Annotated in this window: 20 protein-coding genes; 8 read left to right on the plus strand and 12 right to left on the minus strand. The window is 70.4% G+C overall.

What is annotated here, in order from left to right:
- Nucleotides 1–25 precede the first annotated feature (25 nt).
- Nucleotides 26–811, plus strand: a complete 786-nt coding sequence (cuyB, locus tag DFR41_RS19350; RefSeq protein ID WP_170159427.1) for a cysteate racemase — start codon at nucleotides 26–28, stop codon at nucleotides 809–811.
- 74 nt (nucleotides 812–885) lie between these two features.
- On the opposite strand, the gene DFR41_RS19355 is transcribed toward cuyB, so the two are convergent.
- The 6 genes from DFR41_RS19355 to DFR41_RS19380 are packed head-to-tail and all read right to left on the minus strand — an operon-like array spanning nucleotide 886 to nucleotide 5819.
- Entirely contained in the window at nucleotides 886–1776 is an 891-nt protein-coding gene (locus tag DFR41_RS19355) for a LysR family transcriptional regulator (protein WP_114803948.1), read from the minus strand.
- A 29-nt stretch (nucleotides 1777–1805) separates the two neighbouring features.
- Entirely contained in the window at nucleotides 1806–2300 is a 495-nt protein-coding gene (locus tag DFR41_RS19360; protein WP_017760867.1) for a dihydrofolate reductase, read from the minus strand.
- A gap of 16 nt (nucleotides 2301–2316) precedes the next feature.
- Nucleotides 2317–3138 carry a thymidylate synthase gene (locus DFR41_RS19365; RefSeq protein ID WP_017760866.1) on the minus strand — a complete coding sequence of 274 codons (822 nt, stop codon included), beginning with the start codon at nucleotides 3136–3138 and terminating at the stop codon, nucleotides 2317–2319.
- Between the two features lie 26 nt (nucleotides 3139–3164).
- Nucleotides 3165–3941 (minus strand): tRNA-uridine aminocarboxypropyltransferase, encoded by a 777-nt coding sequence (locus DFR41_RS19370; RefSeq protein WP_114803949.1) that lies wholly within the window; start codon nucleotides 3939–3941, stop codon nucleotides 3165–3167.
- A gap of 35 nt (nucleotides 3942–3976) precedes the next feature.
- The gene (locus tag DFR41_RS19375; protein WP_114803950.1) at nucleotides 3977–5407 is read right to left on the minus strand and encodes an FAD-binding oxidoreductase; all 1431 of its coding nucleotides are present in this window, start codon (nucleotides 5405–5407) and stop codon (nucleotides 3977–3979) included.
- A gap of 4 nt (nucleotides 5408–5411) precedes the next feature.
- Nucleotides 5412–5819 (minus strand): DUF2069 domain-containing protein, encoded by a 408-nt coding sequence (locus DFR41_RS19380; RefSeq protein WP_017757620.1) that lies wholly within the window; start codon nucleotides 5817–5819, stop codon nucleotides 5412–5414.
- Between the two features lie 60 nt (nucleotides 5820–5879).
- On the opposite strand from DFR41_RS19380, the gene DFR41_RS19385 reads away from it, so the two are divergent.
- A complete protein-coding gene (locus DFR41_RS19385; RefSeq protein WP_052383663.1) occupies nucleotides 5880–7154 on the plus strand; it encodes a YihY family inner membrane protein in 1275 nt (424 codons plus the stop codon).
- A 46-nt stretch (nucleotides 7155–7200) separates the two neighbouring features.
- Here DFR41_RS19385 and DFR41_RS19390 read toward each other — a convergent pair whose 3' ends face one another.
- Nucleotides 7201–7554, minus strand: coding sequence for an Mpo1-like protein (locus DFR41_RS19390; RefSeq protein WP_017757618.1), 354 nt, complete (start codon nucleotides 7552–7554; stop codon nucleotides 7201–7203).
- A gap of 93 nt (nucleotides 7555–7647) precedes the next feature.
- On the opposite strand from DFR41_RS19390, the gene DFR41_RS19395 reads away from it, so the two are divergent.
- The 4 genes from DFR41_RS19395 to DFR41_RS19410 all read left to right on the plus strand — a co-directional run bounded on the left by DFR41_RS19395 (nucleotide 7648) and on the right by DFR41_RS19410 (nucleotide 10631).
- Nucleotides 7648–8016, plus strand: a complete 369-nt coding sequence (locus DFR41_RS19395; protein ID WP_017757617.1) for a thioredoxin family protein — start codon at nucleotides 7648–7650, stop codon at nucleotides 8014–8016.
- Between the two features lie 43 nt (nucleotides 8017–8059).
- Complete coding sequence (locus DFR41_RS19400) at nucleotides 8060–8719, plus strand: response regulator transcription factor (protein ID WP_114803951.1); 660 nt, start codon at nucleotides 8060–8062, stop codon at nucleotides 8717–8719.
- Complete coding sequence (locus DFR41_RS28190) at nucleotides 8716–10074, plus strand: ATP-binding protein (protein ID WP_114803952.1); 1359 nt, start codon at nucleotides 8716–8718, stop codon at nucleotides 10072–10074. Before DFR41_RS19400 ends, DFR41_RS28190 begins: the two co-directional genes overlap by 4 nt.
- A gap of 143 nt (nucleotides 10075–10217) precedes the next feature.
- Nucleotides 10218–10631, plus strand: coding sequence for a YgiW/YdeI family stress tolerance OB fold protein (locus DFR41_RS19410; protein WP_114803953.1), 414 nt, complete (start codon nucleotides 10218–10220; stop codon nucleotides 10629–10631).
- Here the strand turns inward: DFR41_RS19410 and DFR41_RS19415 are convergent.
- Both DFR41_RS19415 and DFR41_RS19420 read right to left on the minus strand, forming a co-directional pair.
- Entirely contained in the window at nucleotides 10624–11427 is an 804-nt protein-coding gene (locus DFR41_RS19415) for an alpha/beta fold hydrolase (protein WP_017761717.1), read from the minus strand. The two genes, DFR41_RS19410 and DFR41_RS19415, sit on opposite strands and share 8 nt — an antisense overlap.
- A gap of 1 nt (nucleotide 11428) precedes the next feature.
- On the minus strand, nucleotides 11429–12739 hold the full coding sequence (locus DFR41_RS19420; RefSeq protein WP_114803954.1) for an O-acetylhomoserine aminocarboxypropyltransferase: 1311 nt from the start codon (nucleotides 12737–12739) through the stop codon (nucleotides 11429–11431).
- 158 nt (nucleotides 12740–12897) lie between these two features.
- On the opposite strand from DFR41_RS19420, the gene DFR41_RS19425 reads away from it, so the two are divergent.
- The gene (locus DFR41_RS19425; protein ID WP_017761719.1) at nucleotides 12898–13365 is read left to right on the plus strand and encodes a CBS domain-containing protein; all 468 of its coding nucleotides are present in this window, start codon (nucleotides 12898–12900) and stop codon (nucleotides 13363–13365) included.
- Nucleotides 13366–13422: 57 nt separating this feature from the next.
- On the opposite strand, the gene DFR41_RS19430 is transcribed toward DFR41_RS19425, so the two are convergent.
- Nucleotides 13423–14649 (minus strand): polyhydroxyalkanoate depolymerase, encoded by a 1227-nt coding sequence (locus DFR41_RS19430; protein WP_017761720.1) that lies wholly within the window; start codon nucleotides 14647–14649, stop codon nucleotides 13423–13425.
- Between the two features lie 118 nt (nucleotides 14650–14767).
- Here DFR41_RS19430 and DFR41_RS19435 point away from each other — a divergent pair, with 118 nt between their 5' ends.
- A complete protein-coding gene (locus tag DFR41_RS19435; RefSeq protein WP_114804000.1) occupies nucleotides 14768–15424 on the plus strand; it encodes a glutathione S-transferase in 657 nt (218 codons plus the stop codon).
- Between the two features lie 48 nt (nucleotides 15425–15472).
- On the opposite strand, the gene mog is transcribed toward DFR41_RS19435, so the two are convergent.
- Complete coding sequence (mog, locus tag DFR41_RS19440; protein WP_017759392.1) at nucleotides 15473–16072, minus strand: molybdopterin adenylyltransferase; 600 nt, start codon at nucleotides 16070–16072, stop codon at nucleotides 15473–15475.
- The gene (gene yjgA, locus DFR41_RS19445; RefSeq protein ID WP_114803955.1) at nucleotides 16072–16728 is read right to left on the minus strand and encodes a ribosome biogenesis factor YjgA; all 657 of its coding nucleotides are present in this window, start codon (nucleotides 16726–16728) and stop codon (nucleotides 16072–16074) included. Before yjgA ends, mog begins: the two co-directional genes overlap by 1 nt.
- Nucleotides 16729–16748: the final 20 nt, after the last annotated feature.

A 16748-nucleotide genomic window follows, 5' to 3' on the forward strand; every position in this document is an offset into this window, starting at 1 on the left:
CGCTCGGCCGCCTAGCATCGGGCCCATGCGCGCTGCCCTGCCTTTCTCGACCCTGGATTCGCCCGGCGCAGAGGCGCAGCCTGGTCTGGCGCCCATCGGCATCCTGGGGGGCATGGGCCCGCTGGCCACCGTGGACTTCATGCGCAAGATCCTGGCGGCGACGCCCGCTCGCTGCGACCAGGAACACCTGCCGCTGCTGGTCAGTTCCATTCCCCAGATTCCTGATCGGACGGCCGCCTTTCTCGGCGAGGGCACGTCGCCGCTGCCAGCCCTGGTGTCCAGCGCCAGGCGGCTGGCGGATGCGGGCGCCCGGCTGCTGGTCATGCCCTGCAACACGGCGCACCTCTGGTTCGAGCCGCTGCAGGCCACGCTGGGCCTGCCCATGCTCCACTTGGTGGATGCGGCGTTGGGTGAGGCGGTGAGCCAGACGCCGGCAGGGGCCGCGATCGGGCTGCTGGCCACGCGCGCCACGCAGGCGTCGGGCCTGTACGTGCAGCGCGCCGACGCCTCCGTACGCTGGCTGATGCCGACGCCGGACGAATTGGCGCGGTGGGTGATGCCGGGCATCCAGGCCATCAAGGCCGGCGATCTGGCGCAGGGCGCGACCTGCCTGCGGCAGGCGGCCCAGGCCCTGGCCGACCGCGGCGCAGGCTCGCTGGTGCTGGGCTGCACGGAGATCCCGCTGGCGCTCGATGCCGAGCGGGCCGGGCTGCCGGTGATCGATGCCACGGCCGCCCTGGCGCGGGCCACGGTGGCCTGGGCCCTGGCGCAACGCGCAGCAGCGCCGGTGCGGGCGAACGTTCCGGCCTGACCCCCGGCTCCTTCTGGGCGCCCTGCTGCCTGGGCGTGCCGGCCCGTGGACCCGGCGAGGCTGCCGCCGGCCGATCAGCGGGGCTCGGCGGTGACCGACCGCAGCGCCTTCAGGAAGTCGGCGACCGCCCGCGGCGAGCGCACCCCCTGCGGCAGCAACGCGCGCACCTCGACCGTGATCTCGGGCAGCAGCGTGCGCACATGCAGCGTTTCGTCGCGCCGTGCCTGCGCGGTGAAGGAATCGACGATGGCCGGGCCGAAGCCCTGCTCGGCCAGCACCAGCGCGATGTGGTGCGTCTGCACCGTGATGCCGCCGGTGGGCGCCACGCCCAGGCGGGACCACTGCTCGGCCAGCATGGTGCCGATGGGGTCGCGCTCGTCGATGCGGATGATGGGGCTGCGCAGCACCTCGTCCAGGGCCACGGTGGGGCGGGCATCGGCGCCGGCATGGTCCACGCGCGAGACGCACACCAGCCGGCCGCTCGCGATGGCTTCCTCGTGCAGGGCCGGATGCGGCGCGCTGCCATAGACCACACCCACGTCGCCCTCGTGCAGCGCCATTGCCTGCGCAATCTCGCGCGAATGCAGGGTGCGGATGGTGACCGGCATGTCGGGATGGCGGCGCTTGAAGACGGCCAACGCATCGGGCAGCGCCCGCACCGCCAGCGACGGCACGATCAGCACGCGCAGCGGTGTGCCCTCGTCGCGGCCGAGCGCCAGCGCCACACGGCGCACCCGCTCCAGTTGCGCCATCAGCGGCTGCACCTCGGCATACAGCGCCTGCGCCTCGGCCGTCGGCACCAGCCGGTTGCGCTGCCGCGTGAACAGGGCATAGCCCAACTGGAGTTCAGCGTGCTGCAGGGTCTGGGTCGCGGCTGGCTGCGTCACATGCAGAAGCCGGGCGGCGGCGCTCACGCTGCCCGTCAGCATGACGGCGTGGAAGACCTCGAGGTGCTTGAGCTTCATCGGCGGACGCGGTGGACGCCGGACGGCGCTCAGCCCCGCTCGTAGGTCACGAAAGCAAAGGGCAAGGCCTCGGGCGCGGCGCTGACGTGTGCTTCCCGCACCGTTTCACGCCAGCCGGGATCGAGCACCGGTGCGAAGGCATCGCCCTCGTAGTCGCGGTCGATCTCGGTGACGACGGCCCGTTGCGCCAGCGGCGCCGCCTCGGCATAGAGCTGGGCGCCGCCGATCACCCACAGTTCGGGTACGGCGCCCGCGGCGGCGATGGCTTCGGCCAGGCTGCCGGCGCGCACGGCGCCCTCCGCCTGCCAGGCCGCCTGACGTGTGACGACGATGTTGGTGCGTCCGGGCAGCGGCCGGAAGCGCGGCGGCAGCGAATCCCAGGTGCGGCGGCCCATGATGACCGGGCAGCCGCGGGTCTGGGCGCGGAAGTGCGCCATGTCCTCGGGCAGGTGCCAGGGCAGGGCGTTGTCCTTGCCGATGACGCCGTTGGCGGCACGGGCGAAGATCAGGTTCAAGCGGCCCATCGGCGAAGCGCCTGCTTCAGACGGCCACCGGCGCCTTGATGGCCGGGTGCGGGTCGTAGCCTTCGAACTCGAAGTCCTCGAACTGGTAGTCGAAGATGCTCGCGGGCCGGCGCTTGATGTGCAGCGTCGGGTAGGGGCGCGGCTCGCGCGAGAGCTGCAGCGCCACCTGCTCGGCATGGTTGCTGTAGATGTGGCAGTCGCCGCCGGTCCAGATGAAGTCGCCCACCTCCAGGTCGCACTGCTGCGCCAGCATGTGGGTCAGCAGCGCATAGCTGGCGATGTTGAAGGGCACGCCCAGGAAGATGTCGGCGCTGCGCTGGTAGAGCTGGCATGACAGCCGGCCTTCGGCCACGTAGAACTGGAAGAAGGCATGGCAGGGCATCAGCGCCATCTTCGAGAGTTCGGCCACGTTCCAGGCGCTCACGATGATGCGGCGCGAGTCGGGGTTGGTCTTGAGCTGTTCGACCACCTGGGCGATCTGGTCGATGTGACCGCCATCGGGCGTGGGCCAGCTGCGCCACTGCACGCCGTACACGGGGCCGAGGTCGCCGTCCTCGCGCGCCCATTCGTCCCAGATCGTCACGCCGCGCTCACGCAGCCAGTTGTTGTCGGACGAGCCCGCCAGGAACCACAGCAGCTCGTGGATGATGGACTTGAGGTGGACCTTTTTCGTCGTGACCAGCGGAAAGCCCTCGCGCAGGTCGAAGCGCATCTGGTGGCCGAACACGCTCCTGGTGCCCGTGCCGGTGCGGTCCGCCTTGAACACGCCGTGCGTGTCCACATGGCGCATGAAGTCTTCGTACTGGGAGCGGATGGGGCGGGTGTCGGCGCGGGTCATGGGCGGTCGGAAAAGCAGGCGGGATTCTAGAAGGCGCCCTCTGGCAGCGCAGGGCCGGTGCCGACTTCAGCAAGCGGCGCCGAGAGCGCCCGCAGGCGCTGCCGGGCCTCGCTTGCCGGGTCGACCGGCTGCTGGTTCTTCGCCTGCAGATAGTGGTGGGTGAAGACGTCCAGGTAGGCGTCGAGCGTGCGGGCCGCCTGCGGCTCGCCGGCGAGTTCGAGGCACAGCGCGGCGACCTCGCTGGTGCACAGATGGTGTTCGTGACAGGTCTGACGCAGGCGGTACTGCGACAGCCGCGTGGGCGACAGGCTCAGCACGGGAAAGTCGTCGAGGTAGGGGCTGCGCCTGAACATCTTGCGCGCCTCGGTCCAGGTGGCATCGAGCAGCACGAATAGCGGCCGTCGTGCCTCTGCGCCTCCCGCCGCTGGAGGCAGGACTTCGACCACGCGTTCGGGCGCGGCGTACTGTCCGGGAAACACCACGAACGGCTGCCATTGCGGGTCGCGCAGCAGCGCCAGCAGGGCGGGGTCGGGCTGCGTGCGGGTCCAGCCGAAGGCGAAGGTGTCGGGCACCACATCGGCGACCAGCCAGCCGGTGTTGGTGGGCTTGAGCGGCTCGATGTCGGCCATGAGCAGGCACACGCCCGCGCGCACGGTCAACGCCGGCCGCAGGGCGCACAGGCAGTGGCTGGGCACCAGGCGGCAGGCCGGGCAACGCTCGCGCTTGAAGCCGCCGCGCGCCATGAATGGTTTGGTGCTGCGCGCGAGACGGTCCGCACGCAGGCGGGCGACGGAATGGGGCATGCAGGGGTGTCCCGGGTTCCGGGGCGCGCAGGCGTTCAGGCGGCCAGTACCCGGCCTGGATTGAGCAGGCCCTGGGGGTCCAGCGCCGACTTGATGGCCCGCATCATGCCCAGCGCCACGGGCGACTTGTGCTGTTCGAGGGTCTGGACCTTCAGGCTGCCGATGCCGTGCTCGGCCGAGAAGGAGCCGCCGAACTTCTGCACCTGCGCATAGACCAGTTCGTTGACCCGCTTCTCCTGGTCGCGCAGGAAGGCCTTGGCATCGCCCTCGGCCGGTGCCTGGACGTTGTAGTGCAGGTTGCCATCGCCCAGGTGGCCGAAGTTGACCAGCCGCACGCCCGCAATCTCGCGCGCCAGCAGGGCGTCGGTTTCGGCGCAGAAGGCCGGGATGCGCGACACCGGCAAGGAGATGTCGTGCTTGATGTTGAGGCCTTCCTCGGCCTGGGCCAGCGGAATGCTCTCGCGGATGTGCCAGAGCTCGTGCGCCTGCGACAGGTTCTCGGCCACCACGGCATCGGCCACGCAGCCGGATTCGAAGGCCGCTTCGAGCAGCGATTCGAAGCGGGCCCGGGCGTGTTCCTCGGATTCGCTGTCGGAGTTCTCCAGCAGCACGAAGTAGGGATGGCCGTCGCCCACCTCGTCGGCGAAGGGCACGCGAAGTTGCGGCATGTGCCGGCGAACCAGGCTGAGGGCGAATTGACCCATCACCTCGAAGCCGGTGAGGCCCGCGCCCAGGTGGCGCTGCGCCTGGCCCAGCAACTGCACGGCGTCATCGAAAGAGCCCACCGCCGCCCAGGCCGTGAGCCGCGCCGCCGGCTGCGGAAAGAGCTTGAGCGTGGCCGCCGTGATGATGCCCAGCGTGCCTTCGCTGCCGACCATCAGGTCGCGCAGGTCGTAGCCGGTGTTGTCCTTGCGCAGGCCGCTGGTGCCGTCCCACACCTCGCCCTGCGCGGTCACCACCTCCAGGCCCAGGCACAGTTCGCGCGCATTGCCGTAACGCAGCACCTGGGTGCCGCCGGCGTTGGTGGCCAGGTTGCCGCCGATGGTGCAGCTGCCCTCGGCCGCCAGGCTGAGCGGGAACAGGAAGCCGGCCTTGGCGGCGGTCTCCTGCAGCACCTGCAGCACGCAGCCGGCCTCGACCGTGACGGTGAGGTTGGCGGCGTCGATCTCGCGCACGGCGGCCATGCGCGCCAGGCTCATCACCACCTGTGAGCCGCTGGCGTCGGGGATGGAGCCCACCGCCAGGCCGGTGTTGCCGCCCTGCGGCACGATGGCCGTGCCGGCCGCAGCGCAGGCCTTGACCACCGACGCCACCTCGGCCGTGCTGCCGGGGCGGACCACGGCCAGGGCCTTGCCCCGGGCGCGCTTGCGCCAGTCCTGTTCGTAGGCGGTGAGGTCGCCGTCGGTCAGCACATGGGCGGCGCCGACGAGGGCGCGCAGCGAGTCGATCAGTGCAGGGGTGGTCATGGTCTCAGGAGGTCGATGGATCGGCGGCGCGCATCTGCCGGCCAGCCCGCAGCCGCAGGCGCACATGCCAGGCACAGGCCACGAAGAGCAGCAGGCACAGCGCGATCTCGATGCCCGCGAGCGCGCGGCTGAGCGGCAGCGTGTCGCTCCAGGCGCGCACCACGCCTTCGGTGAAATAGAGCCAGATCATCAGGCTCAGCCAGCGGTAGGTGTACAGCCGCCACTTGAGCAGCCCGGCGAGCGGCACCACCAGCGGCAGCACCTTCAGCGCCAACCAGCTGCCGCCGGGACGCAGCGGCGCCAGCCACAGCTCCCAGGCCAGGCCCAGCCCGATCAGCCCCAGCAGGCAGCCGACCGCCAGCGTGCGGGTGGCGGCGACGGACGCCGAGGGACGGGCGGAGGATGTGTTCAAACCAGGGGAGGAAAAGGGCCGCGGCACGCGAGGGCGACGGCGGTGTCGGAGGGCGGTGGCATGATACCCAGCATGATTCGCCATCGGCTCTGGAGGGATCTGACGCGCTTTCCGTGGCGCAGCACCGCGGCGGTGCTGGGCGAGCGATTCCGCGACGATCGGCTGGCCCTCACGGCCGGCAGCCTCACCTTCACCACCACCATCGCCCTGGTGCCCTTCTTTACGGTGGCGCTGGCGCTGTTCACCGTCTTTCCTATCTTCGCCACGCTGCAGGACCGGCTGCAGCGCTGGCTGGTGCAGAGCCTGATCCCCGAGAACATCGCGCGGCAGGTGCTGGGCTACCTCACGCAGTTCGCGGGCGCGGCCAGCGGCCTGGGCATCGTGGGCCTGGGCGTGCTGCTGATCACGGCCATTGCGCTGATCCTGACCATCGACAAGACGCTCAACGGCATCTGGCGCGTGCCGCGGCCGCGACCGCTGGCGCAGCGGGTGCTCATCTACTGGGCGTCGATCACGCTCGGGCCGTTGCTACTCGCGGTCAGCCTGTCGACCACCGCCTACGTGTTCAGCGCCTCGCGAGGACTGATCGGCGAGGCGGGGCTCAACCTGCGCTGGCTGTTCGACGGCGCCGAGTTCCTGCTGCTGGCGCTGGGCATGGCCTCGCTCTACCACTATGTGCCCAACACGCAGGTGCGCTGGGCCCATGCCTGGGCGGGTGGCCTGTTCGTCGCGGCGGCGATCGAGGTGGCCAAGCGGGTGCTCGCGTTGTACCTGAGCTTCGTGCCCACCTATTCGGTGCTCTACGGCGCCTTCGCCACGGCGCCCATCCTGCTGATCTGGATCTACACCGCCTGGGTGATCGTGCTGCTGGGTGCGGTGATCGCGGCCTACCTGCCGATGCTGCTCGCCGGCGTGGCCCGGCGCGGGGGGCGGCCGGGCTGGCCGATGCAGCTCGGCATCGAGGCGCTGCGCCTGCTGGCGCAGGCCCGAAAGGGGCCGGCGCGGGGGCTGGGGGTCCAGGAGATGGCCAGGCGGCTGCGGGCCGACGTGCTGCAGCTGACCCCGGTCGTCGACGCCCTGGTCCTGCTCGACTGGGTGGCGCCGCTGGCCGAGGAGCCGGCGAGCGGCGATCCGCGCTACGTGCTGTTGGTCGACCCGTCGGTCACGGCGCTGGCACCGATGGTCGAGGCGCTGCTTCTGCCTCGCAAGCCGGTGCTGGAACCGATCTGGGAGCGCGGCCCGCTGGCCCGCTTGACCCTGGCCGACGCCCTGGCGTCGGAGCGGTCTGCGGTGCCCGCCGAAGGCATCCCGCTGGCGGACGGCATCAGCGCTTGAGCGTCCGGACGGCCTTCGAGCGGCCAGCCGGCGCGAAGGACCCCGATCAGAGCTTGACGCGCCCCGCCCAGATGTCCCGGTACATCACCCAGTCGCCCATGAAGCTGTAGAGCGGGCGCTTGAAGGAGGCCGGCTTGTTCTTCTCGAAGACGAAGTGGCCGACCCAGGCGAAGCCATAGCCCGCGAAGAGCGCGCCCAGCAGCCACCACGGGTTGGCCGTGACCACCAGCACCGCCAGGCTGGCCAGCGCCAGCGTGGAACCGATGAAATGCAGGCGCCGGCAGGTGCGGTCGGCATGCTCGCTCAGGTAGAAGGGATAGAACTCGGCAAAGCTCGAGAACTGGCGCGGATCGACGGCGGCACCGGCCGGCGCGCGCGTGGCGGCGTGGGAGGGATTCATCGCTGTCTCCTGTCGCCTCTGAGGGCGTTGCCCATAATAGCGACGGCCCTTGCCTGGGCCAAAATCCTCCCCCAAGACCCTGACGACTGCACCGTGACCGACGCCGCTGCCGCTACCACCTGGGCCGTGTGCCTGTGCGCCGAATGGTGCGGCACCTGCCGCGACTACCGTCCCCTGTTCGCCGAGGCCCAGCGCATGCATCCGCAGTTGCGCTTCGCCTGGGTCGACGTCGAGGACCATGCCGACCTGGCCGACGAGTTCGACGTCGAGACCTTCCCCACGCTGCTGCTGGCGGGGCCCCAGGGCGTGCACTTCCTGGGGCCGATGCTGCCGCATGCCGGCACCCTGGCGCGCATGCTGGAGTCGCCGCCGGCCGCCCGGCCCGCCGATGCCGCCGTCACGGCCCTGTTGCAGGCGCTGGCGGCGCGCCCGGACGATGCCTTTGCGGTGGACGGGGCGTAACCGCCCTCAGATTCGCTTCATCTGCCGGCCCTAGCCTGCGCCCATGCGGATCCTTTTGGTCGAAGACGATGCCTCGCTGGGCGCCACCGTGCAGTCATGGCTGCAGATGGACGGTCATGCCGTGGACTGGCTGCAGCGCGGCGATCAGGCCGTGACGGCGCTGGCCACGCACGACTACCAGTGCGTGCTGCTCGACCGCGGCCTGCCGGGCCTGGACGGCGACGGTGTGCTGCAGGCCTTGCGCGCCCGCGGCGCCACGCTGCCGGTATTGCTGATCACCGCCCGCGACACGCTGGCCGACCGCGTCGAAGGCCTGGACCTGGGCGCCGACGACTACCTGGTCAAGCCCTTCGACCTCGAAGAACTCTCCGCCCGCGTGCGCGCGGCGCTGCGGCGCGAAGCCCGGCAGCCTTCGCCGGTGCTGCAGCATGGCGGCGTCACGCTCGACCCGGTCGCCAAGCGCGCGACGCGGGACGGCGCCCCCGTGTCGCTGACGGCGCGCGAGTTCGCCGTGCTCGAAGCGCTGATGCGCCGGCCCACCCACATCCTCAGCCGCGCGCAGATCGAGGAGGCGCTCTACGGCTGGGGCGAAGAGGTGGAAAGCAACGCCATCGAGGTCCACATCTACAACCTGCGGCGCAAGCTTGGCAGCGGCTTCATCACGACGGTGCGCAACCAGGGCTACGGCCTGGCACCTGCATGAGGGCGGACCGCCCCTGGTCGCTGCGCCGCCGCCTGCTGGCCACCGTCGTGGCCGCCAGCGTGGTGGTCTGGCTGGTCAGCCTGGCCATCGTCATCCAGGTGGCCTGGCACGGCGTGAGCGAAACCTTCGACGAAGCGCTGGAGGAAAGCGCCCAGCTCGTGCTGCGCCTGGGTCGCGAGCCCGCCACGGCGGCGACGGCCGGCGCGCGCAGCGATGGATTGCGCCTGCGCATCTACTACCAACTGGTGTCGCCCGACGGCCGCGTGCTGCAGCGGGGCAGGGAGGCGCCGGCCACGCCCTTCGTCACGCAGCTCACGGGCGACGACGAGCACTACAACGTGCGGGTCGACGGCCACTACTGGCGTGTGCATGTGCGGCGCGACCCCGCCACCGGCCTGCAGGCCCAGGTCGGCCAGCCCTGGGAGGAGCGGCTGGACCTGCTGGAGGACATCGCCGAGCGCCTGGCGTGGCCGGCGCTGGGCCTGCTGCTGCTGCTGGTGGCCGTGTGCTGGTTCGCCATCCGCCGGCTGCTGCGGCCGCTGGAGACCGCCGCGGCCGGCATCGCCGCCAAGTCGCCGCAGGATCTGACGCCCGTCGACGCGCAAGGCATGCCGCAGGAGCTGCGTCCCATCCTCGGCGCGCTGGACGGCCTGCTGGCCCGGCTGGGCATGGCGATGGAAAACGAGCGCCGCTTCACCAGCGACGCCGCGCACGAGCTGCGCACGCCCCTGGCCGCCCTGCGCAACCGCGTGCAGCTGCTCGCACGCCAGGGCCACCTTCCGGCGGAGGAAGCGCGCCAGCTGCGCGCCGACGTGGACCGCAGCACGCAGCTGGTCGAAAGCCTGCTGGCGCTGGCGCGGCTGGACCCGGTGAAGACGCTGGAGGCGGTCGAGCCGGTGTCGCTGGCACCGCTGGTGGATGACGCGCTGGCGGGTGTCGGGCCGGGGCGGGGCGACCCAGGCGCGAAAGCGGTCGACACCGCGCGCGTGGAAGCGGCACTGTCGGTTCCGGTCATCGTCGGCCATCCCGCGCTGCTGGCCACGCTGGTGCGCAACCTGGTCGACAACGCCCGCCGCTACGGCGGCCCCGACGTGCGCATCCGCGTGGAAAGCACCGCATTGCCCGGCGGCGGCACGCGCCTGGCCGTGCGCGACGACGGGCCCGGCGTGCCGCCCGCGCAGCGCCAGCGGTTGGGCGAGCGCTTCTTCCGCGTGCTGGGCAGCGGCCAGCCGGGCAATGGGCTGGGCCTGTCCATCGTGGCGCGCATCGCGGCGCTGCACGGGGCGCGGCTGCACTTCGAAGAAGGGTTGGACGGGCGCGGGCTCTCGGCCATCGTGGACTTTCCGCCGCGCTGACACGCACCGAGGGCCATCAGTTGGCCTTCATCTTCGGGCCGCCTAATGACTTCACTGGCCCGGGATTCCGGGCACAGCCTTCGTCCCGTCGATTCGTCCCGCCGAACCGGCCTCGTCCCAACCCTCTTCAGGAGCCTCGCCCCATGCGTTCTTCCATCCTCGCCTCGACCCTCGCCCTCTCGCTGCTGGCCGCCGGCACGGCCGGTGCCGCAGGCAGTGCTGCCTCCGCGCCGGGCGCCGCGCCGGCCCAGGCGGCGGCCGCACCCGGCGGCTACAGCGGCCCCAGCACCGTGCCCGTCAGCACCGTGCGCCAGTTGCTCGACAGCGGCCGCGACGACCAGCAGGTGCGGCTGCAGGGCCGCATCGTGTCGCACGATGGTGGCGAGAACTACACCTTCGCCGACGACACCGGCCGCATCCGCGTGGAGATCGAGCCGCAGCACTTCCCGGCCGGCCGCACGCTCGGCGCCGAGCAGCGCGTCGAACTGCACGGCGAATTCGAGAAGAGCCTGCGCACCACCGAGGTGGAGGTCGAGCGCCTGATCGTCCTCAACTGAGGAAGTCGCGCAGCGCGAACAGCACCGCGTCGGGCGCCTCGCTCATCAGCGCATGCCCGGCCTTCACCGTCACCACGCGGGCGCCCGGCGCCTTGTCGCGCAGCGCCTTGGTGGCGCGGGGCGGCGTCATCTGGTCGGCGCCGCCGAGCAGGAAGAGCACCGGGCAGCGCACCTTCTCCATCGCCGCCTCGCCGCCCGCATAGTCGTTGCAGGCCTTGAAGCCGGTGTGGAAGACGTTGACGGCCGGGTTGCTCGCCAGCACCCGCCGCATCAGCGCCCGCGAGCCGCCCATCAGCCAGGTGCCCGGCCCGAGCGAGGAGGGCGGCGGCGCGAGCATGGAATGCGAGAACACGTTGACCATGTCGATGGCCTTCTGCGGCGCGTTCAGCGAACTGTCGAGCAGGGCCGGCGACACCGCCATCGGATAGGCCGTGCCCACCAGCGCCAGATGCGTGATGCGGTCCGGCGCCCGCGCCGCCGCCTCCAGCGCGATCAGCGAGCCGAAGCTGTGGCCCACCAGCGCGGCGCGCGCCACGCCCGCGGCATCGAGCAACGCGAGCACGAAATCGGCCGCCGTCTCGACCGAAGTGGGCGGCGCGCCCGCGCTGCGGCAGTGGCCCGGCAGGTCGACCGCCAGCACGTTCCAGCCATGGTGCGCGAACCAGCGGCTCTGCAGGATCCACACGCTGTGGTCGTTGAGCACGCCGTGGATGAAGACCACGGTGGGCTTGGCGGCGTCGAAGGGCTTGCCGCCGGTGTAGGCATAGGCGCGATGGCCGTTGACCTGCAATTCCATCTCAGGCCCCCGCTTTCTCGGCGGCCTTGAGGGCACGCTTGAGGTCGTCGATCAGGTCGTCCGCGTCCTCCAGGCCGATGGACAGGCGGATCGTCCCCTGGCCGATGCCGGCGCCAGCCAGCGCCTCGTCGCTCATGCGGAAGTGCGTGGTGCTGGCCGGATGGATCACCAGCGAACGGCAGTCGCCCACGTTGGCCAGGTGGCTGAATAGCCGCAGCGCCTCGATGAAGGCCTTGCCCTGCGCCCGGCTGCCCTTGATGTCGAAGCTGAACACCGCGCCCGCGCCGCGTGCGCCGCCGCGCAGCAGCCGGCCGGCCAGCACGTGGCTGGGGTGCGACTCCAGCAGCGGATGCCCCACGCGTGAGACAAAGGGATGGCTGGCCAGAAACTGCACCACGCGCTCGGTGTTGGCCACGTGGCGCTCCATGCGCAGCGGCAGCGTCTCGATGCCCTGCAGGATCAGCCAGGCCGTGTGCGGGCTCATGGCCGCGCCGAAGTCGCGCAGGCCCTCGCGGCGGGCGCGCAGCAGGAAGGCGCCCACGGTGCTCTCCTCGCTGAACACCATGCCGTGGAAGCCGTCGTAGCCCTGCGTCAGCTCCGGGAAGCGGCCGGAGGCCTCCCAGTCGAAGCTGCCGCCGTCGACCAGCACGCCGCCGATCACCGTGCCGTGGCCCGACAGGAATTTGGTGGCGGAGTGGTAGACCAGGTCCGCGCCCCAGTCGAAGGGCTTGATGAGGTAGGGCGAGGTGAGCGTCGAATCGACCAGCAGCGGCACCCTGGCCTCGCGCGCGATCTGGGCGATGGTGGGGATGTCCAGCACGTCCAGGCCGGGATTGCCGACGGTCTCGCCGAAGAGCAGCTTGGTCTCGGGGCGGATGGCGGCGCGCCAGGCGTCGATGTCGCCAGGCTTGACGAAGGTGGTCTCGATGCCGAAGCGCCGCATCGTGTAGTGCAGAAGGTTCTGCGAACCGCCGTAGAGCGCCGTGCTGGCCACGATGTGCGAGCCGGCGCCCATCAGCGTGGCCACGGCCAGGTGCAGCGCGGCCTGGCCGCTGGCGGTCGCGATGGCACCGATGCCGCCTTCGAGGGCGGCCACCCGCTGCTCCAGCACCGCGTTGGTGGGGTTGCTGATGCGGCTGTAGACGTGGCCGGCGCGTTCCAGGTTGAACAGCGCCGCCGCATGGTCGCTGGATTCGAAGACGAAGGAGGTCGTCAGGTGGATGGGCACCGCGCGGGCACCCGTGGTCGGATCCGGCGCTGCGCCGGCATGCAGCGCCAGGGTGTCGAAGCCGGGGTCGGAATAGCCGCTCATGGCTTGGCTCCGAACAGGGGGCGTGCGGAAAGGCGAGGTATCAAGCGTGTCTCCTTGTCAGTGCCTGCGGGCTGGCCCTGAGAAAAGTGTCGAGGCCGGGCGCCAGTCGCAAGGGATTGTGGGCTATATTTTCAGGACGGTTTCTTGAGGAGCACCCGATGAAAGTCAGCGACATCCTGCGCGTGAAGGGCAACACGCTCTACACGATCGGCCCCGACGATCCGCTGGCCGAGGCGGTGGGCATCATGGCGGACAAGGACATCGGCTCCCTGGTGGTCATGTCCCATGGTGACCTGGTAGGCATGCTCACCTTCCGCGAGGTGATCCTGCAGATCCAGCGCAACGGCGGCGCCATCGGCGACACCCGTGTGCGCACGGCCATGGACGACGCGCCCCTGACCTGCACCAACGGCACCGACCTCGACGAGGTCCGCCGCATGATGCTGGAGCGTCATGCCCGCTATATGCCGGTCATGGACAAGCGCATGCTCATGGGCGTGATCAGCTTCTACGACGTGGCCAAAGCCGTGGTGGACAGCCAGAACTTCGAGAACAAGATGCTCAAGGCCTACATCCGCGACTGGCCGGCCGAGGAGGAAGGCGCGCAGAACCAACCCTCGCTCTGAGGCAGAGTACCGTCACGACGAGCCGCGTGGCCCGCCCGGGCACGCGGCTTTTTTGCGTCAGCCCAATTCGGTGGCCTGGTGGATCGTCTCGCGCACCCGCGGATAGATCTGCGCATTCCACTTGCTGCCGCTGAACACGCCGTAGTGGCCCACGCCCGCCTGCAGGTGGTGCGCCTTGAGATAGGGCCGGATGCTGCTGCACAGGTCCTGCGCGGCCACCGTCTGGCCGACGGCGCAGATGTCGTCGCGCTCGCCTTCCACGGTGAGTAGGGCCGTGCGGCGGACGGCCCGCGGATCGACCCGCCGGCCGGCCACGGTCAGCTCGCCGCGTGGCAGGTCGTAGGTCTGGAAGACCCGCTCGACCGTCTCCAGGTAGAACTCGGCCGGCAGGTCGTTGACCGCGAAATACTCTTCATAGAAGGTGCGGATCGCCTGGGCCTTGTCCATTTCGCCCTCGACAAGATGAGCATAGAGGCGGCGGAACTGCTCCTTGTGCCGCTCCATGTTCATGCTCATGAACGCCGACAGCTGCACGAAGCCCGGGTACACCCGGCGCATGAAGCCGGCATGCGGCAGCGGCACATGGCTGATCAGGTTGCGCTCGAACCAGTCGATGGGCCGCTCGGTGGCGAGGCGGTTGACCTGCGTCGGGTTGATGCGGCAGTCCACCGGCCCGGCCATCAACGTCAGGCTGCGAGGGGTGGCGGGGTCGTCGTCCTCGGCCATCAGCGCGGTGGCGGCCAGGGCGGCCACGCAAGGCTGGCAGACCGCCACCAGGTGCACGCCCGGCCCGACCGCGCGCAGAAAGTCCATCAGCTGCAGCGTGTACTCGTCCAGGCCGAAGCGGCCATGGGCCAGCGACACATCGCGCGCGTTGTGCCAGTCGGTGATGTAGACATCGTGGTCGCGCAGCAGGGTGCGCACCGTTTCGCGCAGCAGCGTGGCGAAATGGCCCGACAACGGTGCGGCCAACAGCACGGGGGGCTCCGCTGGAGCATCGGCCGGCCGCAGCTTGCGAAAGCGCAGCAACGTGCCGAAAGGGGCCTGGAGGGCCTTTTCCTCGACCACGGGCACGGCCTCGCCGTTGATCGTCACCTCGCGGATGCCGTAGTCGGGGCGCTGGTGGGTGAGCTTGAGCCGGTCGAAGACGTCCATCGCCGCCGACAGGCGCCGGGGAATGGTGCGCTCGTTGCCCGCGGCAAAGAGGGCATGTCCGAAGAAGTGCGACAGCTGCCGCAGCGGCGACAGCAGGTCGGCCTGCATTTGATAGGCCTGGTACAGCATGCCCCGGTCAAGGCAAGTTGCGGGCCAAGCCGGTGCATGGGCGGGCGGCGGCTGATGCACTGTTCTGGCACAGGCTTTGCACTGCTGCCGGTGGAGTCACCGATTGGAGCAATGCGACATGGCCAAGGCCGTTCTCACCATCAGCAGCAAGAACTACGGCGCATGGGCCCTCCGCGGGTGGCTGATGTGCAGGCTGGCGGGTCTGGATTTTGTCGAGAAGGTCATCCCGCCCGACGATCCGGCCATGAAGGCGGAGATGCTGCTGCTGTCCTCGTCCATGCTCGTGCCCTCGCTGGAGCATCGGGGCATCCGGGTGTGGGACACGATGGCCATCGGCGAGTACCTGCACGAGAACTTCCCCAAGGCCGGCCTGCTGCCTACCGACGCGGCCGCCCGCGCGCACTGCCGGGCGATCTGCGGCGAGATGCATTCGGGCTTCTCTGCCCTGCGCGGTGCGCTGCCCATGAACATCAAGGCCCGCTTCAAGGACTTCAAGGTGTGGTCGCGCGCCCAAGCCGACATCGACCGCATCGTGGCGATCTGGCGCGAATGCCTGTCGACCTATGGCGGCCCTTTCCTCTTCGGCGACCGGCCGGGCCTGGCCGATGCGATGTATGCGCCGGTGGTGACGCGCTTTCGCAGCTACGGTGTGGAGCTGGACGATCTGTGCGCTTCCTACAGCCAGCAGGTGCTGGAACTGCCGGCGATGCGCGAATGGATGGCCGCGGCCCTGCAGGAGCCCGAAGAGATCGACGAACTCGACGCGGAGTTCTGACCGCGTCCCTGCGCCTGGCGTGCCCAGGCGAGCAGGAACGAAAGACGCTCAGTCCCGGGCCGGCCGAATCGCCGACTTGGGCCGGAAGGCCTTGCAGACGTCGTCGTGCGTCTCCAGGTAGGGCCCGCCGATCAGGTCGATGCAGTAGGGCACGGCCGCGAAGATGCCGGGCACGATCTGGCTGCCGTCGGCCGCCTTGAGGCCTTCCAGCGTCTCGGCGATGGACTTGGGCTGGCCGGGCAGGTTAATGATCAGGCTGCGCTCGCGGACCACCGCCACCTGGCGCGACAGGATCGCCGTGGGCACGAAGCGCAGGCCGATCTGCCGCATCTGCTCGCCGAAGCCGGGCATCTCCTTGTGGGCGACGGCCAGCGTGGCCTCGGGTGTGACGTCGCGCGGTGCGGGGCCGGTGCCGCCGGTGGTCAGCACCAGGCTGCAGCCGGCATCCACCAGCTCGATCAGCGCGGCGCTGATGCGCGCGGCCTCGTCGGGGATCAGGCGGGGTTCGAAGGCGATGGGGTTCTTCAGCGCCCGCGTCAGCCAGTCCTGCAGGGCGGGCAGGCCCTTGTCCTCGTAGACGCCGCTGCTGGCGCGGTCGCTGACCGAGACGATGCCGATCCTGACCGGCTCGAAATCGGCGGCGACCATCAGGCGTCTTCCTCGCGCGACTGGGCCGAGGCCTGGTCGGCATGGTCGTCGTCGCCATGCACCGACAGCTGCTCGCGGATGCGCTGGAACAGCTCGCGGAAGGCCTTGCCCTGGCGGGGCGCCTCGCCGGGCTTGCCGGCCTGGTGGTCCTTGCGGGCTTGGCGCACCAGGGCGCGCATCTGCTGGGCGTCGGTGCCGGGGTGGGTCTCGATCCAGGCGCCCAGGGCGTCGTCGTCGGCCAGCAGGCGCTCGCGCCACTGCTCGGCCTCGTGCAGCATGGCGGTGGCCTGGGCGGGGCCGCGGGCCTGCTCGTCGAGGGCGGTGCGTACGGCCTCCAGCGTCTCGGGGTCCAGCTTGCGCATCAGCTTGCCGACGAACTGCGACTGGCGGCGGCGGCCCTCGAAGTTGGTGATGCGGCCGAGTTCCTTGAGGGCTTCGATGAGCTGATCGGGCAATTGCAGGCGCTCGCGGGCCTCGCCGCGCAGCGTGAGCAGGGCCTCGCCCAGCGCCTGCAGCTCCGCGCTTTCGCGCTTGAGGTCAGTCTTGCTGGTCTCGATGCCGCCTTTGAGCTCGCGCTTGTATTCGATGTCGAGTTCGCTGCCTTCGGCAACGAACTGGCCACGGACGAAGTAGCCTTTTTTGGGTTTGCGGGGCATGGCGGGGGAATTGGGTGCGC

Source organism: Pseudacidovorax intermedius (assembly GCF_003350475.1).
GTDB classification, from domain to species: domain Bacteria; phylum Pseudomonadota; class Gammaproteobacteria; order Burkholderiales; family Burkholderiaceae_C; genus Xenophilus; species Xenophilus intermedius.